This is a genomic window from Fibrella aquatilis (assembly GCF_017353255.1).
Classification (GTDB): domain Bacteria; phylum Bacteroidota; class Bacteroidia; order Cytophagales; family Spirosomataceae; genus Fibrella; species Fibrella aquatilis.
Map to the genome: position 1 here is coordinate 1 of NZ_JAFMYU010000008.1, position 22,819 is coordinate 22,819.

General features: G+C 56.4%; 21 protein-coding genes. 12 read left to right on the forward strand and 9 right to left on the reverse strand.

Annotation, left to right across the window (positions count from 1 at the left end; translation table 11 throughout):
- Nucleotides 1-139: 139 nt before the first annotated feature.
- The 3 genes from lptC to J2I48_RS11645 form a co-directional block, all read right to left on the reverse strand.
- Nucleotides 140-652: an LPS export ABC transporter periplasmic protein LptC gene (lptC, locus tag J2I48_RS11635; RefSeq protein ID WP_229376141.1), complete on the reverse strand. Its 513-nt coding sequence runs from the start codon at nucleotides 650-652 to the stop codon at nucleotides 140-142.
- A 130-nt stretch (nucleotides 653-782) separates the two neighbouring features.
- Nucleotides 783-2,063 carry a BamG family beta-barrel-assembly machinery protein gene (bamG, locus tag J2I48_RS11640; RefSeq protein ID WP_310587272.1) on the reverse strand — a complete coding sequence of 427 codons (1,281 nt, stop codon included), beginning with the start codon at nucleotides 2,061-2,063 and terminating at the stop codon, nucleotides 783-785.
- A gap of 56 nt (nucleotides 2,064-2,119) precedes the next feature.
- Nucleotides 2,120-2,854, reverse strand: coding sequence for a type III pantothenate kinase (locus J2I48_RS11645; RefSeq protein WP_207335625.1), 735 nt, complete (start codon nucleotides 2,852-2,854; stop codon nucleotides 2,120-2,122).
- 141 nt (nucleotides 2,855-2,995) lie between these two features.
- Between J2I48_RS11645 and J2I48_RS11650 the strand changes: the two genes are divergently transcribed.
- The 6 genes from J2I48_RS11650 to J2I48_RS11675 all read left to right on the forward strand — a co-directional run bounded on the left by J2I48_RS11650 (nucleotide 2,996) and on the right by J2I48_RS11675 (nucleotide 8,507).
- Complete coding sequence (locus J2I48_RS11650; RefSeq protein WP_207335626.1) at nucleotides 2,996-3,697, forward strand: SAM-dependent methyltransferase; 702 nt, start codon at nucleotides 2,996-2,998, stop codon at nucleotides 3,695-3,697.
- 14 nt (nucleotides 3,698-3,711) lie between these two features.
- Nucleotides 3,712-5,556 (forward strand): sensor histidine kinase, encoded by a 1,845-nt coding sequence (locus J2I48_RS11655; RefSeq protein ID WP_207335627.1) that lies wholly within the window; start codon nucleotides 3,712-3,714, stop codon nucleotides 5,554-5,556.
- Nucleotides 5,557-5,594: 38 nt separating this feature from the next.
- On the forward strand, nucleotides 5,595-6,242 hold the full coding sequence (locus J2I48_RS11660; RefSeq protein ID WP_207335628.1) for an MBL fold metallo-hydrolase: 648 nt from the start codon (nucleotides 5,595-5,597) through the stop codon (nucleotides 6,240-6,242).
- Nucleotides 6,243-6,326: 84 nt separating this feature from the next.
- A complete protein-coding gene (gene pssA, locus J2I48_RS11665; RefSeq protein WP_229376143.1) occupies nucleotides 6,327-7,061 on the forward strand; it encodes a CDP-diacylglycerol--serine O-phosphatidyltransferase in 735 nt (244 codons plus the stop codon).
- 95 nt (nucleotides 7,062-7,156) lie between these two features.
- Nucleotides 7,157-7,408 (forward strand): phosphoribosylformylglycinamidine synthase subunit PurS, encoded by a 252-nt coding sequence (gene purS / locus J2I48_RS11670; protein WP_207335629.1) that lies wholly within the window; start codon nucleotides 7,157-7,159, stop codon nucleotides 7,406-7,408.
- A gap of 91 nt (nucleotides 7,409-7,499) precedes the next feature.
- Nucleotides 7,500-8,507: a 3-oxoacyl-ACP synthase III family protein gene (locus tag J2I48_RS11675; protein WP_207335630.1), complete on the forward strand. Its 1,008-nt coding sequence runs from the start codon at nucleotides 7,500-7,502 to the stop codon at nucleotides 8,505-8,507.
- A gap of 102 nt (nucleotides 8,508-8,609) precedes the next feature.
- Here the strand turns inward: J2I48_RS11675 and J2I48_RS11680 are convergent, their stop codons facing one another.
- On the reverse strand, nucleotides 8,610-8,975 hold the full coding sequence (locus tag J2I48_RS11680; RefSeq protein WP_207335631.1) for a CoA-binding protein: 366 nt from the start codon (nucleotides 8,973-8,975) through the stop codon (nucleotides 8,610-8,612).
- 218 nt (nucleotides 8,976-9,193) lie between these two features.
- On the opposite strand from J2I48_RS11680, the gene J2I48_RS11685 reads away from it, so the two are divergent.
- Nucleotides 9,194-9,808: an HNH endonuclease gene (locus J2I48_RS11685; protein ID WP_207335632.1), complete on the forward strand. Its 615-nt coding sequence runs from the start codon at nucleotides 9,194-9,196 to the stop codon at nucleotides 9,806-9,808.
- A gap of 24 nt (nucleotides 9,809-9,832) precedes the next feature.
- Here J2I48_RS11685 and J2I48_RS11690 read toward each other — a convergent pair whose 3' ends face one another.
- Together J2I48_RS11690 and J2I48_RS11695 are read right to left on the reverse strand one after the other, a co-directional pair.
- Complete coding sequence (locus tag J2I48_RS11690) at nucleotides 9,833-13,597, reverse strand: sensor histidine kinase (protein ID WP_207335633.1); 3,765 nt, start codon at nucleotides 13,595-13,597, stop codon at nucleotides 9,833-9,835.
- Nucleotides 13,598-13,673: 76 nt separating this feature from the next.
- Entirely contained in the window at nucleotides 13,674-13,982 is a 309-nt protein-coding gene (locus J2I48_RS11695) for an iron-sulfur cluster assembly accessory protein (RefSeq protein WP_207335634.1), read from the reverse strand.
- A 96-nt stretch (nucleotides 13,983-14,078) separates the two neighbouring features.
- Between J2I48_RS11695 and J2I48_RS11700 the strand changes: the two genes are divergently transcribed.
- Nucleotides 14,079-14,603, forward strand: coding sequence for a DUF7935 family protein (locus J2I48_RS11700; protein WP_207335635.1), 525 nt, complete (start codon nucleotides 14,079-14,081; stop codon nucleotides 14,601-14,603).
- A gap of 251 nt (nucleotides 14,604-14,854) precedes the next feature.
- Nucleotides 14,855-16,198, forward strand: coding sequence for a Gfo/Idh/MocA family protein (locus J2I48_RS11705; protein WP_207335636.1), 1,344 nt, complete (start codon nucleotides 14,855-14,857; stop codon nucleotides 16,196-16,198).
- Between the two features lie 74 nt (nucleotides 16,199-16,272).
- Here the strand turns inward: J2I48_RS11705 and J2I48_RS11710 are convergent, their stop codons facing one another.
- Nucleotides 16,273-17,487, reverse strand: coding sequence for a voltage-gated chloride channel family protein (locus J2I48_RS11710; protein ID WP_207335637.1), 1,215 nt, complete (start codon nucleotides 17,485-17,487; stop codon nucleotides 16,273-16,275).
- Between the two features lie 89 nt (nucleotides 17,488-17,576).
- Between J2I48_RS11710 and J2I48_RS11715 the strand changes: the two genes are divergently transcribed.
- From J2I48_RS11715 to J2I48_RS11725, 3 genes are read left to right on the forward strand one after another with little or no spacing between them, the layout of a single operon-like run.
- On the forward strand, nucleotides 17,577-18,368 hold the full coding sequence (locus J2I48_RS11715) for an adenosylcobinamide-GDP ribazoletransferase (protein ID WP_207335638.1): 792 nt from the start codon (nucleotides 17,577-17,579) through the stop codon (nucleotides 18,366-18,368).
- Nucleotides 18,365-18,946, forward strand: coding sequence for an alpha-ribazole phosphatase (gene cobC, locus J2I48_RS11720; RefSeq protein WP_207335639.1), 582 nt, complete (start codon nucleotides 18,365-18,367; stop codon nucleotides 18,944-18,946). The genes J2I48_RS11715 and cobC overlap by 4 nt, the downstream gene beginning before the upstream one ends.
- Before the next feature lie 46 nt (nucleotides 18,947-18,992).
- A complete protein-coding gene (locus tag J2I48_RS11725; RefSeq protein ID WP_207335640.1) occupies nucleotides 18,993-19,529 on the forward strand; it encodes a DUF6580 family putative transport protein in 537 nt (178 codons plus the stop codon).
- A 197-nt stretch (nucleotides 19,530-19,726) separates the two neighbouring features.
- Here the strand turns inward: J2I48_RS11725 and J2I48_RS11730 are convergent, their stop codons facing one another.
- Both J2I48_RS11730 and J2I48_RS11735 read right to left on the reverse strand, forming a co-directional pair.
- On the reverse strand, nucleotides 19,727-20,281 hold the full coding sequence (locus J2I48_RS11730) for a fasciclin domain-containing protein (RefSeq protein WP_207335641.1): 555 nt from the start codon (nucleotides 20,279-20,281) through the stop codon (nucleotides 19,727-19,729).
- Between the two features lie 162 nt (nucleotides 20,282-20,443).
- Nucleotides 20,444-22,639, reverse strand: a complete 2,196-nt coding sequence (locus J2I48_RS11735) for a S9 family peptidase (RefSeq protein WP_207335642.1) — start codon at nucleotides 22,637-22,639, stop codon at nucleotides 20,444-20,446.
- Nucleotides 22,640-22,819: the final 180 nt, after the last annotated feature.

The following is a 22,819-nucleotide window of genomic DNA, read 5'->3' on the forward strand; positions in this document are numbered from 1 at the left end:
CACCCTGAGCCTGTCGGGGACGCCTAGTCGAAGGGCCAGGCCGCACCGGCGGACCGGTCAGCAATACGCTCACTCAATCTATATGCCCCTAGTGTAAATTTACAAATCGCTGTTAATCAGTGATTTCAGTGACAAGCTTCTATAGATTAAACGTCCCCGACGGCTTTCGAATAGAGTAGCGGGAGAAATCTTGGTCAGCATCCATACCCAGACCATAGAGCTTTTCGCCGGTGAGCTGACTGGTGATGATGACCTTATTTTCGGTAAAGACCTTCTTGGTGTTCGGATTCCAGTTGAGCAGGTTGGTCTGGAGTTTCTCCTGTTTCTGCTTGTTCACCACCACCACGTGGCCCATCACCGTGTAGAGATCCTTGCCCCGGTCATACCGGCCCGAATCAGAGCGGAGGGTCGTGACTATCTGCTGGCCGCTGGGGTCGTAGAAATCAATGTGTACTTCGTCGGGGTATTTGCGGTCGTCGTTGAGGAAACGAAACTGACGGGCCGTGGTAAGTTTTACTTTCAATAAAGCCGCCTCACTATAGCGTAGATTAACGTCTTTTATTTCCTCAATCGGCCCCACATACGGCACCGATTTCACCGGCTTTTTTTCTTCTTCGCAAGAGAATAATAATGTACAATGTATAATGTACAATGTACAATGAATGAATGCTCGTAAGTGCTTGTAAACACTTGATCTGTTGGGGCTGAACCGTTTAATTAAACAGACAAATGCATTGTTCATTGTTCATTGTACCGCGTCGGCGGACCGATTGTACATTACCTTAATCAATCACCGACTTCCGGAACCACCAGTCGTTGAGCGACAGGCCGAGGGCGAAGCGGAAATAACGTTCGCGGATTTGAGTACCCACCAGTGCGCCGCGCTGCCCGCCAATGATGGCGAAGTTGACGTGGTTCACGAAAAAGGCCCCCACCGGAATAGACAGGCCAAGGCTACCGTTGATGTCGGTGAGCTGGGTGCCCTCTACCTGATAGGGGAGGGTATTGTACTGAAAACCAGCCCGGTAGGTGATCAGGTCGCGGTAGCGGGTAGAGTTAGGCTTGGGCGTATACTCGAAGCCAATGGCCGTGTGGAGCGCGTCGCGGAGGTTGCCGGGTTGGTTGGAGATGGTGCGGTAGAGGCTCCAGTTTTGCACACCCGCTTCAATGCCTATGGCCAGCTGGTTGTTTTTTTCCAGCGTTACGCCAATCTGAAACTGTTGTGGCAACACTGCACTACCCACCGTATTGTTGCGCAGGGTATCGCTCGACGAGATGGGCCGTCCGCCCAGCACCTGCTGATACACATCGGTTTCGTTGCCGCTGATGCGTGACTGAGGCGAGTAGGTGGCCCCCACGTTTAGCGTATAATCTTTACCCAGGGTTGGTCGCCAAGCACCGCCGAAGGTGAAGAATGCATCGGCATAACCCACCCGGTTTACCCGCGACACAGTGATGTCGCTGGTTGAGTTGATAAGCACCTGCGAGTCGGACGAAGAAGAGATGTTGCCGAACAAAAAGGCTGCTTCTACACCTGCATAAATGTTTTTGGTCACCCGCACCCCGTTGCTGATGGCCGCTTTGTTGATGGCCCCGCGCCCGGTATAATTCAACACGGTCTCGTAGATCGTGCCAGGCACCTTGCCGTATTGGCGGCTTTGGTAATCGACAAAACTGTAGGGTCGCAGGCTGATAGACGTGTTCCAGCGCTGCGACAGCGGAAACGCCAGGGCCAGGTAACTGAGGTTGCCCCCAAAATCGCGCTGCGTTTGCTGGTCATTCGCCCGAATCTGGCTGATGGTCTTCTGTTGACCCAGCAGGCCGATTTCGAAGATGGTAAAGCGCGTGCGGCGGGCCAGCAGTGCGGGGTTTTGGCTGTTGAGGTAGAAGGGGCTGGCGTAGCTCACGCCAATGCCGCCCATGCCCAGGTTAGCCACATTGGCCGAAGGGAGTACTTCTCCCAGACCAAGTGCCGAATAAGGCGAATTGCCAAGGCCCTGCCCCCGCAATGTGGTGGTGGCCAAGAGACCCAGACCGACCGCAAATAGACTGATTTTTTTCACGAAAAGACGAAATAACGGGCCATCGACTGGCAGGTAAACAATGGGTTGGCGGGTGGTCAGGATGGACGATTGAACCGCAAAATGTGATTCAGGCCCCGCAGCACCAGTTCTGGCACTGCAAATATACCCGGTTTCAGGCGGTTTAGGAACAACGCTCCATCCCCACCGCAGACAATGACCCGCAAATCGGGGTGTTGGTTGGCATAGTGCGTCATCAGTCCGTCCAGCTCGAAGGTCATGCCGTAGAGTACGCCGCCCAACATGGCGTCGCGGGTGTTTTTGGCAGTAATGGGCGGTGCCTCGTCGGGGGTGGGCGTAATGAGGGGGAGGCGTTGGGTGAGCGTGTGCATGGCCTGAAGGCGCATCTGAAACCCCGGCGCAATAAGTCCACCCTGAAAAGTGCCGTCGGCCGAGACGAAATCGGCGGTGAGGCAGGTGCCCAAATCGAAGATCAGGCAGGGCTGATTTGGGAACAACGACACCGCCCCGGCGGCCCCGGCCAGGCGGTCGGCACCCAGCGTTTGGGGGGTGCCATAGCCGTTTCTGATGGGCAGGGGCGTATTTGGCCCTAAAACCAGCCAGTCGGCGCCCAGATCGAAGCTGCTCAGGTCGGCCCGTAGCTGGTCGGCAGGCCGGTTGGTCGACGACACAATGACGTGCTCGGCGGGGCGAGTCGGGAGCGCTGCCTGTAGGGCCTCGTGACTGGCAAACCGGGCAGTATCCACCAGTACGTCACCGTCGAACCAGCCTGCTTTCAGTCGGGTATTTCCCCAGTCAATAGCGAGATTCATAGGGATTGGGGATTGTGGATTTCGGATTTCGGATTTGTTGCTTACGCATGGGCTTGCGCCAGAGAGAACCCATGCGAAAGCAACAAATCCGAAATCCGAAATCCACAATCCGAAATCTTTTTTAACAAACTTTGTGAACCTATGCCAACGCTCTATCTGATTCCGACGCCGCTTGCTCCCGATACCAATGCCGACGTGTTGCCAACGCCGATTGCGGCGGTAGTGGCCCGCGTTGACTGCTTTTTTGTGGAAGAAGTACGCACCGCCCGCCGGTTTATCAGCAGCCTACGCACGGGACGGGTCATCGACGACACCCAATTTTTCGACCTCAACAAAGACACCCCTGAAGCCGACACCCGCCGCCAACTCACGGCCTTATTGGCGCAACACCGCGATGCGGGCGTGATCTCAGAGGCGGGCTGCCCCGGCGTGGCCGATCCGGGGGCGGTGGCGGTGCGGCTGGCACACCAATTGGGGTTTCGGGTAGAGCCGCTGGTGGGGCCGTCGTCTATACTGCTGGCCCTGATGGCGTCGGGCATGAGCGGGCAGTCGTTTGTGTTTCATGGCTACCTGCCCATCGACCGCGCCGACCGGAGCCGGGTGCTAAAACAACTCGAAGCCGATGCCAAACGGAAATCACAGACGCAGATTTTCATGGAAACGCCTTACCGAAATAACGCCCTCCTCACCGACCTCCTGGCCGGTGCTCAACCTGATACCCGCCTCTGCATTGCCTGCCACGTAACGGCCCCCGACGCCCTGATTCAGACCAAAACTATACGTGAATGGCGTAGCCACCTGCCCGACCTGCACAAAAAACCCACTATCTTTTTGCTGTTTTGACATCCAACGTCTTTATGCTTTATCGAACACTACTACTACGCAGTTTTTGGTTTTTCACGGTGTTGGCTGGCTTACCGGGTCTGGCCCAGACTACCGCACAGGATTCGGCCAAGATTGTGGCTATTAAAGATGATTCGACCCGGATCAGGCAACTGGCCAAGCTGGGCGTCGACATTATGTATAAAGGTACGGGGCGTTATGAACAGGCGCTGCCTTATCTTCAATTGGCTGAAGATCAGGCAAATGAAACGGGGTCTACGTTGTTGGTAGCCCATGTCCTGCGCGAACGGGCCGAACTGGAACGGGCAGTAAGCCACACGAGCGAATCTCTGGGCCGGTTGGGCAAAGCTGAAGCCCTGTATACCCAACTCGCCACCGGAAACGGTCCGGCTGCGGCTAAAAACCGGTATTTCGTGCTGCTAACTAAGCTAAAAATCGGTCAGGTGCAGATGGACAACAACGACTTCGAGAAGTCGCGCCGGTCGCTGGAAAGTGCCCGCCGGTATCAGCAGCAACAGCACCTCACCGACCGCGACAGCGAACGCCTGCTTTCCGACATCTATAACAGCTATTCTATTTTGGAAGGAAAGTTGAAACACCAGGAAAAATCGCTCGCCTACGCCGATACGTCGGCCATGAGGTCGCTGGCCGTGGGCGACACTGCCGACTATTACGTGACCTTGCTGAACACGGCCATTACCCGCAAAAACCTGGGCCACTATGCTCTGGCTGTGAAGCAGTATGAGGCCTGTGCGGCCTATTTCGCCCGGAAAAAAGACGCCTTTGCGCTTACGATGGTGTATGCCAACCTGCCCCGTGCGCTCTATGGCCTGAAGCGTTATGACGAAGGCATTGCCGTAGCCAACAAAGCCCTGACGATGGCCGCCACCACCGCTGACCGGCTCGCCATTCAGTCGGATGTGTACGAGGCCCTCTCGCAGCTGTACGAGGCCAAAGGTGACTACCGGCAGGCGTTGCGGGTTTTTCGGCAGTCGAAAGCGCAGCAGGACTCGCTGTTTAATGGGGAAAAGGAACGGCAGATTCAGGAATTGGAATCGAAATATGAGGCCGAAAAACGGGATGCCGAAATAGGTCAGTTAAGCGAAGAGCGGGGCCAACGCCGCTGGCAACTGGGTATTTTGGGGGCGGGGGCGCTACTGTTGGCCCTGTTGCTGGGCCTGAGCCTGAGCCAATCCAAACGGCTGCGGTTGGGTAGTCAGCGCATGAGCAAGCAGGCCGACCAGCTACAGTTGCTCATGAAAGAACTGCACCACCGCGCCAAAAACAACCTCGCCATTGTGTCGGGACTGCTGGAGCTACAGGCCAACCGCACCGACGACGGGCGCACGAAACAGGCCTTTCAGGAAGGTCAGCAGCGTATTCAGGCCATGTCGATGATTCACCAGCGGCTCTATCAGACCGATGCCCTCACCACCATCGACCTCCGCGACTACATCAGCAACCTGGTGCAGTCGCTGATGAACACCTACGGGTTTACGCCCGCCACCCTCGATCTGCACATGTCGCTGGTGGCCGACGCCGTAGATGCCGACCTGGCCATTCCGATGGGGTTGATTATCAACGAAGTACTCACCAATGCGTTCAAATATGCGTTTCAGGGCGTGGCGCACCCCCGGCTGAGCGTGATGCTGCACGCCAACCACGACACCATCCTGCTCGAAATCACCGACAATGGCCCCGGCCTTGACCTGGCGGCGTGGCAACAGGCGAAGGGGTCGTTTGGCAAGCAGCTGATCCGCAACCTGAGCGACCAACTCGACGCTGAGCTGACGGTCGAAAACCGGCAGGGTACTTACGTGCGGCTACAGGTGCCGGTGGGGACGCACGCGGTGGCATAGTGGCTGGTGTAGGTTTTTCGTACTTTTGCCCCCGCATTATGGTTCACTCATTCGTATTCTCTCCCCTTCAGGAGAACACCTATATCATTGCCGACGAGGCCACGCGTGAGGCCGTGGTGATTGACCCCGGTTGCTACACTCAGGCCGAAAAAGAGCAGCTGGCGGCCTACATTGCGGCTCAAAACTTCACCGTTCGTTACTTGCTCCTCACCCACGCCCACCTCGACCACGTGTTTGGCGGAGCGTTTGTGAAGCGCAAATACGGTGTAGATGCTTACCTGAATGAAAAAGATATTCCCATTCTCGACGACGTGCCCAGCCGCTGCCGCATGTTCGGCTTGCCGGGCTACGAACTCTTCGAGCGCGACCATAACCTGGCCGAGGGCGATGTGATCCGGTTTGGCAACACTGAGCTAGCCGTGGTGGAAACGCCGGGCCACGCACCGGGCCATGTGGCGTTTATCAACCATGCCGACCGCTACGTCATTGGTGGCGACGTGTTGTTCAACAACAGCATTGGCCGCACCGATCTGCCCTTTGGTGATTTCGATGTGTTGCTGCACAGTATCCAAACAAAATTCTACACCCTGCCCGACGATTACATTGTCTACGCCGGCCATATGGACTCCACCACTATTGGCCACGAAAAACGCACGAATCCGTTCACGAAATTAATTAAGAATTAAGAATGAAAAATTAAGAATGTTTTTGCGGGTTAGCCGGTACAGGATCATTCTTAATTCTTAATTCTTAGTTCTTAATTCTCTCCTATGCTAAAACACGTACCTAACGCCATGACCTGCGGCAATTTGCTTTGTGGGTGTATCGGGATTTTGTTTACCATGCGCGGCGACCTTGTTACGGCAGCGTGGCTGATTGTGCTGGCGGGAATACTCGATTTTGGCGATGGGTTTGTGGCGCGGGCGGTGGGTGCTTCCGGGCCGTTTGGCAAAGAGCTTGATTCCCTGGCCGACGTAGTCACGTTTGGCGTATTGCCCTCATTTATACTGCTAGCGTTGCTACAAGGCTCATTTTTGCCATCGTCGGCGCTGACTATAACAGGTGTAGACACAGCCTCTTTCTGGCCGTATCTGGCATTCTCTATTGCGGTTTGTGGTGCCCTGCGTCTGGCCCGGTTCAATATTGATACGCGCCAAACAGAGCAGTTTTTGGGCCTGCCTATTCCGGCAAACGCCCTGTTTGTGGCGTCGCTGCCTATGATCGTTGCGATGCAGCCGCAGTACGAATCGCTGGTATTAAACCCGTTTGTGCTCTACGGCACTATCATTGGTTTATCACTCCTGATGGTGTCTGAATTGCCACTGATGGCGTTTAAATTTAAGTCATTTGGCTGGGCCGAAAATAAAGTAAAATACAGCTTTTTACTTGCCTCCATTTTGCTATTATTCCTGCTCCAATTCGCCGCCATTCCGCTTATTATTTTGTTGTACATTTTTCTTTCAATTAGTATAAATCGTAAGACGAAAAGAATGTACAATGAATAATGAACAATGTACAATGAATACGCTCCGCAATGTGACTCCGAAGCCCAGCCATTGTACATTGTTCATTATTCATTGTACATTCCTTTCTCCCCCCCATGACGTACCTCGCTGAAATTGACATTATGCCCCAGAAAGAGATTCTGGACCCACAGGGTAAAGCCGTGAAACTGGGCCTGCACAACCTGAATATGGACAGCATCGATAACGTGCGTATTGGCAAGCACATCCGCCTGGAGGTAGAGGCCGCGTCGGAAGACGAGGCCCGCGCCACCGTCGATGCCGCCTGTCGGCAATTGCTGGCCAACCTCATTATGGAAGAATATTCCATTACGCTAAAGACGTCTTAAAAGGTCTGGTGGTTAGCCTGTTTGTCTGTTTGTCTGTTGCCAACCAGTTTGCAGGAAAACAGACAAACAGACAAACCAACAAACAGTTGTTATGACATCAATTTATTCGCGTATCACCGGTCTAGGCTTCTACGTGCCCGAAACGGTGGTGACCAACGACGACCTCACGCAGTATATGGACACGTCCGACGCCTGGATTCAGGAGCGGACGGGCATAAAACAGCGGCGGTATTTCACCTACGGCAAAGACACTAATGCCAGCATGGCCACCGCCGCCAGCAAACAGGCCATGGAACGTGCGGGCGTGGCGGCTTCAGACGTTGACCTGATCGTGTATGCTACCATCACACCCGATTACTACTTTCCGGGATCGGCGTATCTGATGCAGCGCGAGCTGGGCATGGACGGCATTGCCGTGATCGATGTGCGGCAGCAGTGTTCGGGCTTTGTGTATGCCCTTTCCATTGCCGACCAGTTTATACGGGGCGGTATGTACAAAACCGTGCTGGTGGTCGGGTCGGAGATACAGTCGTCACTGCTAAACAAGTCGACGGCGGGGCGGAACGTGGCGGTAATCTTTGGCGACGGGGCCGGGGCGGCCGTGGTGCAGGCCACCGACAACGCCGAACACCGCATCCTGAGCACCCACCTCCACGCAGACGGTCGCTATGCCGAAGACCTGATGGTGAAAGACCCCGGCAGCAGCCGCGACGGTCGCTGGCTTACCGAGGCTACCCTGGCTGCCGGGGACTACAATGTGGCTATGAACGGCAATGCGGTGTATAAACATGCCGTGGTGCGGTTTGCCGAAGTCATTAACGAAGCCCTCGACACCAACGGCTACACCGCCTCCGACCTCGATCTGCTGGTGCCGCACCAGGCTAATATCCGTATTTCGGAGTACGTGCGGCAGCAAATGGGCCTGCCCGAAACGAAGGTGTATAATAACATAGAGCGGTTTGGCAACACCACCGCCGCCTCTATCCCCATTGCCATGACCGAGGCCTATGACCAGGGCCTAATTCAGCCCGGCAGCCTCATCTGTCTCGCCGCCTTCGGTAGCGGCTTCACATGGGCCTCGGCGCTGATACGGTGGTGAGTGAAAGAGTGAATGGTGACGGTCCGGCGTCCCGGAGAGTGAAAGAGTGTGATCCGGCACTCTTTCACTCTCCGGGACGCCGGACCGTCACCATTCACTCTTTCACTCATAGTTCCCAATCGAGAGCATCACCAGGGTACAGGCCTCGATGGGTTCGATGCCGGCCTGGGCGAGTTCGTTCTCCAGGGCGGGGTTTTCGGTGCCAGGGTTGAAAATTACGCGCCTGGGCTTTAATTGCTTAATATAGTCGGCGAAGACGTGCTGGTTGGCGGGACCCACGTAAAGCGTCACCGTGTCGATATCGGTGAGGGTAGGGAAGCCGGTTTGGATAGGTGTGTCCTGAATGGTGCCTTCTTTCAGGCCGAGCAGTGCCACCGGGTGGCCGTGTTGTTTCAGGCTACGGGCGGCTTTGTTGGCGTAACGTTGCGGGTTTTCCGACGCCCCAATTACCAGAGTTTTCGTTGGCATAAGCAGATAAATAAAGTAAAACTATTGTGGCCAAATTGGCATTATTCGCTCTTAAGGATAAGACACGCATACGAGCCAGGTTGTTCAGCCGTTTTTATTTCGTATAGGCTTAACGGTATCTGCTTAGGCAAAGTAGTTATCTTGCATTCAATCCAGTGAATATAGGATTAACAGTAGAGTTCATATCCGTCTGACAGACACAGTTCCCCCATGATGTAATGATAAATCAACCTAAAAACACCAGCTATTGGCACGAGCGTTGGATGCCTATCGCTTTTGATGACGTGGGGCAGGCCCCCAACTACCAAATTTCGAACTATGGCCGGTTGCGGAGTTTTCAGTCAGGGCCAGAGGGTACCATCATTAAAGGGTCGGTGATTCAGGGCTACCGTTCACTCAATATCCGGGTGGGTGGTAAAACCGTAAACCGCTATGTTCACAAGCTTGTGGCGCAGTATTTTCTGGATGCCGCCCCGCCCGACCGTACGTATGTGTTGCACCTGGACCACGACAAACTGAACAACCGCGTAGAAAACCTGCGCTGGGCTACTAAAGAAGAAATGGTGATGCACAACCGCGATAATCCAAACGTGGTGAACCGCACCCAGCCCCGCCGCACCAGCAACTATAAACTGACAGAAAGTAAGGTCCTGATGATCAAAAAATTATTGCGAAACGACAAGAACCGGCTCAAGATGATAGCCCGACAGTTTGGCATCACCCACACACAGTTGAACCGGATTCGGTCGGGCGAGAATTGGCGGCACGTGGTGCTCACCGACGATACGCACGCGGCGGTGAAAGAAATGGCGTTTGCCACCGAAAATGGGTAGCCCTCGGGCTGCCTCTTTTTTTGCCTAATTATGTACCGTTCGGGTTTGGCTTACCAGGGGTAGGGCAATGAAAAACGACGTGCCTACATCCTCCTGAGTCTCGAACCAGATGCTGCCGCTGGCGTGTTCGATACCCCGCTTCGAAAGGGCCAGGCCAATGCCGTTGCCGCCCTGCTTGGTGCTGAAATTAGGCAGAAACACCTTGCTCCTGATATTTTCGGGAATACCCACGCCGTTGTCGTGTACTTCAATGTTGGCGTTGCCGTCGGTGGTGAACAGGCGCAGATCGACCACAGGCCGTTTGCCGTTCTCAACCGATTGAATACCGTTGATAATCAGATTGGTAAGTATTCGGGTGAGTAGTTGGCGGTCGCCCATGATCCAGACGGGGCCGGCTTCTATTTGCCGCCGGATTACCACATCCTTATCATCGTTGTAGAGATCGGCCGCTTTGTTGAGCACTGAGGCCAGCTCTACCAGCTCGTTTTGTGGCAGCGGCATGTTGGCAAAATCAGAGAACGACGTGGCAATGTCGCTGATGTTGTTGATCTGGTCGAGGAGGGTGTCGAGGGTGCGGCTCACAGCCCGGTCTGTCACAGGGTTCATGCCCGGCAGGGTGCGCTGAAGCTGTTGTAGGGTGAGCTTCATGGGCGTGAGCGGGTTTTTGATCTCGTGGGCCACTTGCTTGGCCATTTCGCGCCAGGCCGACTGTTTTTCGCTCTGCGCCAGGGATACCTTGCTCTCTTCCAGCTTGGCCAGCATCCGGTTGTATTCTTTGATCACCGCGCCAATTTCGTCGTCCGATTTCCACTCGATAGTCTGGTTGAGCCGGTCGAGGCTGGTGCGCCGAATTTTGTGCGTCAGCAACCGTAACGGGCCGGTGAGGCTGTTCGAGGCAAAGTAAGAGAGGATCAAAAACAACAAAAACAGGGCCGTAAACACACTCAGCGCCGACGAAACCACGTCGAGCAGTTGCCGGTCGAGTTCGGGGCGGGCGTAGAAGTAGGGTACACTCAGGATACCCAGCAGCTTGCCTTCGTACGACTTAATACCCGTGTAGACGGTACTGAATTGTTTGCTGCCCAGCGACTCGTTTAGCATTTTCTGGGTTTCCTTGTCTTCCACAATGTGGATGTAGGCACTGGGGTTTATAAACTTCGACAGGTGCCCGCTCTCATACATGAGTGGCCGCGTTGACGTATAGAGCTGCCCGTCGGTACTGAACACGTTGATGTCAATGTCGGCGTCGCGGGCAATGGTCTGCAACTCCTGTTCCATGGCCTCTTTACTGCGTAGTCCCTGTTGGTGTTCTTCGAGATACGTCCAGAAGTTGGCTGCAATATTCTTGGTATTACTGAGGTAGTTAGCCTGCTGATTGCTGATGTAGTTGGCGCTGATAACGCCTAAAATGATGAGCACCACCAGCAGCAGCGGCAGGAAAAAAGCCACGTTCAGCAGAATCTGGATGCGCGTGGAATAATTGATGCTGAACCGCGACAGGCCGTATTGCACGGCATAGAGCACGATAACCAGAATGACCGACAGCACCAGCAGCAGGTAAAGAAATGAAAAGCTCGACAGCACGGCCTGATAGGGGTACGCCTCTGACGATACAACCAGCGTGCGGTTGTTGGTGCCTTTAATTCCGAGGTGGTCATAGCCCTCTACGGTTACGCCGTTGCCATACAAGGCAGGGTCCTGGAGCAGGGTAGCCGGTAGCTTTCGTTCATAGTTGTAACTGCCCGTGCTGAGCAGCAGCCGCTGTGCGGTGGGGCGGCTGCTAGCAGACGTGTTGCCCGTTCCGAAAATAGCGTAGCTGTAGTCGCGCATCGCGGGCGACTGGCTGAGTTTATCATCGACCAGTAGTTCAGGATATACACTCCGGGGGGCCTCATTGCGTAGTTTCAGATCGAGCACAACGTAGCCCAGCAGGGTGCTGTCGGGGTTTTTTATGTTGATGAAGCTGACGTATTCCTTCAAAAAGCGGTTGCCTACTTCGTTAGCGAAATAGAGGTCTGGATACTGCGTTTTGTAGGCGGGCTGCTGAAAACGCTGCACCAGCGAGGCCAGCGACACGGCATCTTTGATTAAATCAAGCGGATAACCATTGGCATCGAACGATGACACTTCGATGTCGTACTTATCGAAATAACGGTCGAGGTGGGCAATTTTCACTCGTTTTTGAATGCGGGCGTGCTTGAGTAGCGAGTCGGTCTGGAAAATGCGCCGAATAGCGGGGTCGTTGTCGATAGACGTAGATGCTTTCCGCAGCAGAAATTCGCCAAACTGGTCATTTTCGGCCAGCAGTTGTTTGCCGATATCCTGTTTGGTGAGCAGGTCCTTTTTCAGGTGCTGCGTGTAGACCACGGTGGCGGCGGTGGCGGCGCAGATAAAACTGCCCAGAAACAGGTAGAGCGACGTCTTGTAGCGAAACGTGTAGAGGTAGCGCGGAAAGTGGCTGAGGTACAGCGCCAGGAAATAGAACGTGTTGAGCAGGTAGATCGGCTCGGCGGGCAGGCTAAGCAGCAGGCATATACTGCCCGACAGGAGGGTACCCACCAGAAAGACTACCAGACCCTGCCAGCGGTTTTGGTTTAGCCGTAAAAACAGACTGGCGAATACGTGCTGGGTAAGAAAATACAGCAGCGACAACACAATGAAAAAGAGGAGACAGGCCACCTTCAAGGGCGGAAACTGAATACTCAGTGACAAGTCGAGGGTGTACTGCGATTTTTCGTAGAGGGCATTGAGTTGGTTAAAACACAGAAAATAAACGGCGTAGCTGGCAATAACCAGTCCCAGCGACACGACCACTTGACCAGCCAAAGGGAGGTGGATGAGCCGAAAATAAATACGTGATCGATAGAAGGTCATCACCATATGAAACGCCAGCGCCACCAGGGCCAGGCTGTTGAGCAGCAGGTCGCCGAGCGAGGGAGATAGCTCAGAGGCGGCATAATATTTGGCGTTGAAGAGGTCGCTTTCGACAAACAAAAACGGCACGCCTGTGTAGAGCATCAGGCCGCGAAGGAGCACCAGGTAGCCCAGCAGCCACAGAAAACCCTGCTCGTATTGCCGCTTGCGGGCTGCCCAGCTAATGCGCCGCAGTACATAAATGCCCAGCAGCAGGACACCCAGTGTGGCCAGAATGACCGTGTTGACGGGGGTGCTGCGGTTATGGTAGGGGTCTATGCGGGGCGGCACCACCGAAAACAAAAACACGGGCGTATCGTCATACACGTTCTGGTAGGCCGGGCCGCGCTGGGTGGTGAGCGTGAGCGGGTCGTGGGTGAACAGTTGCGGATTATAGCCCGACTTCAGGTAGTTGTTGGTGCTGGTGTAGCGGCGGTAGACGGGCACCATAGAGACCACGTCGAGCGAATCGCCCTTGATGGCTACCCGCTGGCGGCTAACCACAAACTGGCCCTGGTCAAACTCCACTACGCGGGGGATGGCCACGTCGGCAATGCGGGCATAGTCGGGAATGAAGCGATTGTCGGACCAGAAGAGAAGCCTGCGATTTTTGAAAACGAAATAGGGGTACTTGTAGTCGGGCTGGTAGAGGGCACCAAACGAAAACTTGGGCAGTTGTTTCAGCCGTGCCGTTACCTGGTTTAGCTCGGTATGGCTGGTTTGCATTTCGGCTTTTACGCGTTCCTGCACGGCCACTACATATTGCTCATCGGTAGCACCGGGGGCATCGCGTTCCAGAAACGTGTAGCAAAGTCCTGAAAGCCCAAATGCCAGGGCAGCCAGCAACAGGAATATATGTCGTTCAAGAAAAGCCACCGAGTTAAGGTATGAGGTCTGTTGAGAAGACTTGCCCCCTAAAATCGTGCCATGATTTTGCTGTGCCATAATCTCGCTAGCTTAACGACACCGCCGCCTGCCGATCTACCACAAAGCCCCAGCCTTCATCACCCTGTTCAAAGCCAATGGTGGCGTCGAGCACGTAGAGTAGATGCTTTCGGTCAATGATAACCCGCACATCGTCAACCACATACACTTCGTCGGTAGGGCCGGGTAGATCGAAGCCGAGCAGCCACGAGGCCCCGCAGCCGCCGCCGCGCACACCCACCCGCAGGCCGTAGTCGGCGGGGATTTTCTGGGTTTGCAGGGTGTCGAGAATCTGGGCACGGGCTTCGGGCCGGATTGTAACGGGCGTGACGACCATCTGTAGTGGGGAGTTGGATGAAAAGGGACCTGACCCAATACCGGGGCAGGCAACCCCAACGTTACCTTTACGCTAAATTACGAAAAGACCCGCGAAATGACTGTCCTTAGCGACCTGGTAAAACTACTGGTGCCCGCCGCGCTGGTGCTCTACGGCATGTACCTGACGGTGAAACTGCTGCTGCAACGCGAGGCCGACCGCCACCACAACGAGGTGAAACAGCGCTACTCGGAAACGGTGGTGCCCATTCGGCTACAGGCCTACGAGCGCATGGTCCTGTTTCTGGAACGCATCAGCCCCAACCATTTATTGCTTCGGCTGGGCAATACCGCCGACACGGCCCTGGACCTGCATCAGACGCTGCTGCGCGAAATCCGCGACGAGTATAACCACAACCTGAGCCAGCAGGTATACATGTCGCAGCAGGCCTGGGATCAGGTGCAAAACGCCATGAACGACGTAACCACGCTCATCAACCAGGCCTCGGGCGACGTCCGTGCCGACGCCCCCGCTATTGAACTCTCGAAACGTATCTTCGAGCGCATCGTGCAGCGCGACCGCCTTCCCACCGCCGACGCCCTTCGCACCGTAAAAGACGAAATCCAAACGATGTTTATGTGAAAAAAAGAGTCTGGAAAGTCGTAAGTCTGGGAGTCGTAAGTCGTAAGTGGCTTCGCGTACTAGGCCCCTCGACTGCGCTCGGGGTGACATCAAACTTGAATCAACTTAGTAGACCTGAATCCATTTCCCTGTCACCCCGAGCGCAGTCGAGGGCGGTCCCGCGTCCGGGCCGCGCGTCAGCAACCACCAGCGCGAAGCCACTTACGACTTACGACTTTCCAGACTTACGACTCCTTCACTCCCAGACTTTTATGCTCAGACGTACTTTTATCAAGCAGGCCGCTGTTGGGGCGGTTGGTGTGGCTGCTGGCAGTACGCTGGCTTCATTTTCGGCCAAAAGCTACCGCCGTATTATTGGGGCCAATGAACTGGTTCGGGTGGCCACCATCGGGGTCAATAGCCGGGGCAACAGCATGGGCGGCACCTTCGCCGGGCTACCCAACGCCGAAGTCGGTACCGTCTGCGACGTCGATGAGCGGGCCATTCCCAGGGCGATTCAGACCATTCTGAAGACAAAGCAGACCGCCACGCCCAAAGCCGAACGCGACTGCCGCCGGGTGCTCGACGACAAATCCATTGATGCCATATACATTGCCACGCCCGACCACTGGCACGCGCCGCTAACCATTATGGGCTGCGCGGCGGGTAAGCACGTCTATGTAGAAAAGCCCCTGAGCCACAATCCCCACGAGGGCGAACTGGCCGTGGCCGCCGCCCGCAAGTACAACCGCGTGGTGCAGATGGGGGCACAGCGGCGGTCGGCACCAGTGCTGACGCAGGGTATCGAGCAGCTGCACAAAGGCATTATTGGGCGGGTCTACCTGGCCAAAACGTGGTATACCAACAAGCGGAAAACCACGTTTCTGAAGCCCGGCACCGTACCCGCCTGGCTCGACTATGAGTTGTGGCAGGGACCCGCCCCCCGGATGCCCTATCAGGAGGGGCTGATCCATTACGACTGGCACTGGTTCTGGCATTGGGGCACAGGCGAGGCCCTCAACAACGGCACCCACGAAGTAGACGTGGCGCGGTGGGGCCTGGGCGTGGATTTCCCGATCCGGGTGAGTTCGATAGGAGGGCGGTATGCGTTTAGAGACGACTGGCAAACGCCCGATACGCAGCTGATTACGATGGATTACCCCGGCCGGGTGTCGCTGATCTGGGAGTGCCGGAGTTCAAACGGGCGCAAGATTGAAGGCCTGGACCGGGGCATCATCTTCTACGGCGAAAACGGTAGTCTTGACACCGGCGGCGACAGCTACCGGGTCTACGACCTCGACGGCAAGCTGGTGAACGAGGTGAAACCCACCGCCGACGAGGGCGCGGTGCAGGGGCGCAACACGGCAAGCCCCAGTTTGGGGATGGATGCCCTGCACGCCGCCGATTTTCTGGATGCCATAAAAACCAACCGCCGCCCCAACTGCGACGTTGAGCTGGGTTACAAAAGCGTGTTGGCCATGCAACTTGGCAACATTGCCTGGCGCGTGGGCCGTGACCTGCATATCGACCCTAAAAACGGCCACATCGTCGGCGACAAAGACGCCCAGAAACTCTGGACCCGCGACTATGCAAAAGGCTGGGAGCCGAAGATGTAGGAGCAGAGAGCCTGGAGCGGAGAGCAAATAGTATAGAGTCTGAAGCGGCTTATTTAGTAGAAGCAAAACCGCGGTTAGGCCTTGTGTTTGTCAACTAACTGACTGCCGTATATGCCCCGGTGGCCCGAACAGAGGTAGGCCGTGACGCAGGCAAGGGCCGCGTAGGGTCCGCAGGGGGTGCCGAAGAGTTCGAGCGCCAGCACCATGCAGGCCAGCGGGGTATTGGCCGCCCCGGCAAAAACGGCCACGAACCCCATGCCCGCCAGTAGCCCCGTGGGCAGCGCAAGCCAATAGGCGAGGGCGTTGCCCAGCGTGGCTCCGATAAAAAACAAGGGCGTCACCTCCCCGCCTTTAAAGCCCATGCCTAGCGTGACGGTGGTCAGCAACAGCTTGATAATGAAGTCGTAAGCCGGAAGCGGCTGACCAAACGACTCGACAATGACGGGGATTCCCAGGCCTATGTAGCGCGTGGTGCCCAGTGCCCAAACGGCCCCGGCTACCACCACGCCGCCCACCACCGGGCGCAGGGGTGGGTAGGCGATGTAGCGGCTAGCCAGGTGGGCAATGGCGTGGGTGGTGCGGGTGAACAGCAGGGCGCAACCGCCAAAAATGGCCCCGGCCAGCAGGGCGCACCCCGCCAACAGGGGCGTGATGGGTGGCACCGTAGTGATGGCGTAGTGCGTATGCCCCACGCCCCACCAGCGCGTCACGTAGTCGGCACCGAGGGCGGCGATGAACACCGGAAAAATGGCCTGGTAAGTCAGGCGACCCACCACCAGCACTTCCAGTCCGAACACGGCCCCGGCCAGCGGCGTACCAAACACCGACCCAAACCCCGCGCTGATACCCGCCATCAGGATCAGTCGGCGGTTGGTAGGGGAGAGGCGGAAGGGGCGCGTGAGCTGATCGGCGAGGGAGCCGCCCAGTTGCAGGGCCGTGCCCTCGCGCCCCGCCGAACCGCCCAGCAGGTGGGTCACGAGCGTACCGATCAGCACCAACGGAAACATCCGAAACGGAATCCGGGCCGGGTGCTGTGCGTCTGAGCCGTGGATGGTGTCGATGACCAGGTTTGTGCCCCCCACCACCGACTGCCCCACGCGCAAATAAAGCCATTCGACGACAAAGCCACCCACCGGCAAGAGCGCAATAAGCCACCCATGCGCCTCGCGGTAGTCCGTAACCCAATCCAGCGACACGAGAAACAACGCCGACGCCGACCCCGCCCCAACGGCCACAAGGCTGCTCAGCAGCAACCATTTCAGGATATACGAGAGGAGGCGGGTGGGCATGGGGTAAAGATAGTTGGTGGTTAGTGGTTGGTGGTTAGTGGCCCCCCACCACTAACCACCAACCACTAACCACCAACTATCTTTACCCCATGCGTACACTTTTCTTTACGGCCCTCATGTTCTACACGCGGTTGCCGGTGCCTAAAGGCATTGACCATTCCGAAGACCTGCTCAACCGGTCTACGTTGTTTTTTCCGCTTATTGGCTGGATCGTGGGGGGCATCGGGTTGGGCGTGTACTGGCTGGGTACGTATGTTTTCCCGCCCGAACTGGCCGTTTTGTTCAGCATGATCGCTACTATTTGGGCCACTGGCGCTTTCCACGAAGATGGCTTTGCCGATATGTGCGACGGCTTTGGTGGCGGCTGGAGCAAGCAGCAGATCCTGACCATTATGAAAGACAGCCGCCTGGGCACCTACGGGGCGGTTGGGCTGGGGCTGCTACTGGCGGTGAAGTTTTTTGCGCTACTGAAACTGTTCACGATCCAGGAGCTTGGCTGGCCCGTGGCGCTGGTATTCCTGGCCGGGCATACCCTGAGCCGGTGGGTGGCTACAACCATCATTGCGGCCATGCCCTACGCCCGCGAAGACGAACAGTCGAAGGCCAAACCCATTGCCAAAGGCGGCATATCGGGCTGGCCGCTGGCTATTGCTACGCTGTTTGGCCTGCTGCCCCTGCTGCTGCTGGCGCTGGCGGGTTTCTGGGCTTACTTCGCCTTCCTCATCCCGCTGTGGCTGGTGCGCTGGCGGCTGATGGCATTCTTCCGAAAATGGCTCGGCGGCTACACCGGCGACTGCCTGGGCGCCACGCAGCAACTTACCGAAGTCATTGTGTACCTGGCCTACGTTTCTATTACCCACATCAGCCTCATGGCCTTATGACCATTTACCTTATCCGCCACACCGAAGTAGGCGTGGGTCGCGGCATCTGCTACGGCAACTCCGACGTGGCCCTGGCCGACAATTACCCCGATCAACTGGCCCGTATCCAGACCAACCTCCTGGCCCCACCCGACCTGATCTGGTCGAGTCCGCTGAGCCGCTGCCGCCAACTGGCCCAGGATCTGGCCCCGCCCGACACCGTCATTCAATTTGACGAACGCCTGCGTGAATACCACTTCGGCGACTGGGAAATGCTGCCCTGGACTGATATCCCCCGCGCCGCCCTCGACGGCTGGATGGCCGATTTCGTGACCAACGCGCCCCCCGGCGGTGAGTCGTTTCAGGCGCTGGCCAACCGTGTTGGGGCGTTCTGGCAGGAGCAGATTCTGCCCCTGGCCTCGCCGGAGGGGCCAAAAACGGTGTATCTGGTGGCGCATGGTGGGGTAATCCGCACGTTGCTTTGTCTGTTCTTAGACCTATCTTTGCACAACGCCTACCGCCTGCATCTGGACTACGCCGCCGTCTCGAAGGTGACGATTCAGCAGGGGACTTACCAGGTGGGCTATATCAATCGCTAAGTCAAAAAAGACGTTTTTTGCTTTCCTAACTACGTCATATTCGTCAATGAAACCGTTCCAGATTCGCCTTACTACGGCCGCTTCGCTTGTATTACTCGTTGCTCTGTCGCGCGTGTTGCCCCACCCGCCCAACGCCGCCCCCGTGATGGCGATGGCCCTTTTCGGCGGTGCCATGTTCGACAAAAAGTGGGTTGGCCTGGTAGTGCCCACGCTGGCTATGCTCCTGAGCGATGCCTACATTGGCTTCCATGGCACTATGGGCGCAGTCTATAGCTCGTTTGCCCTGGCGTGGCTCATTGGCGCGGTGGCCCTGCGTCAGCCTACGTTCGGTAAAGTAGTGGCGGGGTCGCTGGTGGGATCGGTGTTGTTTTTTCTGATCACCAACTTCGCCGTGTGGTACGGCAGCAGTTTTTACCCACAAACGGGCGTGGGCCTGCTGGGTTGCTACGCCGCCGGTTTGGCATTCTATAACAATCAGTCGTTTTTCGTCAACGCCCTCCTCGGCGATCTCTTCTTCAGCGGCCTGCTCTTCGGTGGCTATGCCTTGTTGCAACGTCGTTTCCCGGTGTTGAAAACAGCGTAAGCGCTTTATGATAATTGGCAAAAAGCGGCCTCTGGAGATTCCAGAGGCCGCTTTTTTTGTTGAGGGTTGGTCGTACGGGGTGTTGTGCTGTCAGGTCTGAGGACCTGACAGCACAACACCACCACCAGACACCCAATACAAAAAAAGCCCGAACCTCGCGGTCCGGGCAACATCTCACTAGGTTACTTGGTACTGCCTTAGTTCGGCATCAACACCGTGTCGATCACGTGGATCACACCGTTCGACTGGTTCACATCGGCGATTGTAACGGTCGATTTGCCACCTTTCTCGTCGGTCAACACAATCTTTTTGCCTTTCTGCATGGCGGTCAATGAACCGCCAGCCACTGTTTTCAGCGTTGCGGTGCCGTTACCGGCTTTAATTGCCTTCATCAGGTCCATAGCGCTCATCTTGCCCGACACCACGTGGTAGGTCAAAATGCCCGTCAGGGTTGCTTTGTTTTCGGGCTTCACCAGCGTTTCCACCGTGCCTTTGGGCAGTTTATTGAATGCCGCGTTGGTAGGCGCAAATACCGTAAACGGACCCGGACCCGACAGCGTTTCGACCAGACCAGCCGCCTTTACGGCCGCTACCAGCGTGGTGTGGTCTTTCGAGTTCACCGCGTTTTCAATAATGTTTTTCGAGGGGTACATTGGCGCACCACCCACCGTTACTGTTTTCTCCTGTGCGAAAGCGGATTGACCGACGGCCAAAAGGGCCACGGCACCAAGAATGAATTTGAACGAAGTCATTTGTTTAGCAGGAAAAACCTGCGTTTGTTAGTGAATATTGTTGAGATCGATCCTCGCCATCATTTACGACGATACCTACATGTTTAGATTTGCCCGTATTTAAAAAAAACCAAAAAAGGCCCTGAGCACGCGCCCAGGGCCTTTTTTGACCAATGACCAATTTCACCTCCCCCCCGGCGGGCAGTTTTTCTTCAGGAAATTGGTATAGAGCGCGTTCAAATGCGGGCGTGTACCGGCCCCTTCGTAAATCCCGTGCGACCGGTTGGGGTAGGCCATAAACTGAAACTGTTTGTTGTATTTCACCAACTCGTTCACCAGCATTTCGGCGTTGGCGTAGTGCACGTTATCGTCGCCGGTGCCGTGGATGTAGAGTAAATTACCGCGCAGGTTTTTGGCGTGTGTCACGGGTGAACCAGCCACAAAATCCCCCCTGTTCTCTTGCGGCAGACCCATATACCGCTCCTGGTAAATATTGTCGTAGGTAAGCTGGTTGGCCACGGCCGCCACGGCAATGCCCGTTTTATAAATGTCAGGGTACTGAAACAGCAGGTTCAGCGTGGTTGACCCGCCGCCGCTCCAGCCCCAGACCGCCACCCGGCTCGTGTCGATGTAGGCGTGGCGGCTGAACAGCGCTTTGGCGCCCATAGCCTGATCGCGGATGTTGATGCGGCCAATCTGCCGGTAAATACTTTTGCGCCAGGCGGCACCTTTCAGCGTAGGCGTTCCCCGGTTGTCGAGGGCGGCGTAGATATAGCCCGACTTCGCCATGTTTTCGGTATACATGTTGTTTTCTCCCGTGCCAAATACGTCGTTAGTAGTTGTGCCCGCCGGTTCGCCGTAGACGTAGAAAACGATGGGGTACTTTTTGGTGCTGTCGAAATCGGTCGGCAGGGCCATCCAGCCATCCAGTGTCACGTTGTCGGCAGTGTTGACGGTGAAAAACCGGACGTTGCGGCCTAGTTCTGCCGAGGGACGCGGGTTGGTACCGGGGCGCAGGGGCTTGTGGTCGGCTAGGGTCACAAATTCGCGCGTGGGTGGGGTGCGGTGGCTCGAAAAGCTGTGAAACGCCACTTGCCCGTTGGGCGACACGTCGTAACTGTGCGTGCCTACCTGTTCGGCGGGGGAGAGCCGTTCTGCTTTGCCGCCACTTGCCAGGGGTACCCGGAAGAGGTAGCGTTGCGTAGCGTTGTCGGGCGAGGCGGTGAAGTAGACGAAGCCCCCCCGCTCGTCGATGCGCTCCAGTTCGGCCATATCATAGTCGCCGGGGGTGAGCAGGGTCTGCTGCTTGCCGTCGGGGCTGAACTTGTAGATGTGCCGCCAGCCGTCTTTTTCCGACACCCACAAAAACGACTTACCCCCATCAACCCACTCCCAGCCGGTGGGGTCGTCGCGGTCCCAGCGAGCCTTAATGTCGATCCAGGCCTTGTCGGTTTCGGTAAAAATGGGCTTCACCGTGTTCTTCGCGGCATCACAGACGAAGATGATCGACTCGTTTTGCTTGCGGTTAAGCTGTTGCACAATCAGTTCGTTACCGGTCGATCCTGTGCTTGGAAACCACTCGGCCCGGACGAGGTAATGCTGCGCCGGGTCGCCGGGCAGGGGTAGCCAACGCGTGGCCCCACCCGTAGCCGACACCAGCCCAATGCGGGTAGGCGAGGGTGATTCGCCCACCTTCGGGTATTCGACCGGGATGGTGTAGGAATAGATCGAGTCGGTGTTGTCGATCATCAGGAAATCGCGGATTTTGCTCGCGTCTACCTGCCAGTAGGCCAGTTGCTTGCTGTCGGGACTCCACCGGAACCCGTCGCGGCAACCAAATTCTTCTTCATACGCCCAGTCGAAGGTGCCGTTGATGCGCTGCCGGGTGCCATCGGTGGTTAGCTGCGTTACTTTTCCGGTGGCAATTTCTTCCGAAAACAGGTTGCTCTTGCTCACGTAGCCTACCCGCTTGCCGTCGGGCGAGAGCTTGGCATACAGCAGCGATTGCGCGGGCTGTTTGGCCCCTACCTGCTTCAGTTGGCCCGTTTTTCGGCTTAGCACGTAATAATCGCCCCGCGTATTGTAGCGCCAGACGCGGGCCGTGTTGGTGAAAATGAGCACCTGCGACGAGTCCTGACTGAAGGCGAAATCGGCCACGGTGATGGGGCCTTTACCCCCGGCGGACGTGAGTTGAGCGGGGGTAACAAGGGTCGTTTCCTGGCCGGTGCGCACATCGGTGCGGGTGATGCCACCTTTGGCAATCTGCACGGTGGCGTTGCCGTCGGCGCTCCAGCGGAGGTTGCGCGACCGGAATTGTGCCGTGGCCGAGAGGGCGGTGCCGAGGAGCAGGGCAAACAGAAGTTTTCGTGAAAGATGCATTGAGTGGTTAGATTGAAGGCAGGGGAACGCGGATTTTTTGGGACAGGATTATCAGGATGACAGGATGAACAGGATTCTGAGTTTGCTCTACTAACTTGTTCGGAAGTGAAAAGAAAATCCTGTTCATCCTGCCATCCTGATCATCCTGTCCCAAAAAATCCGCGTTCCCCTGTTTTATTC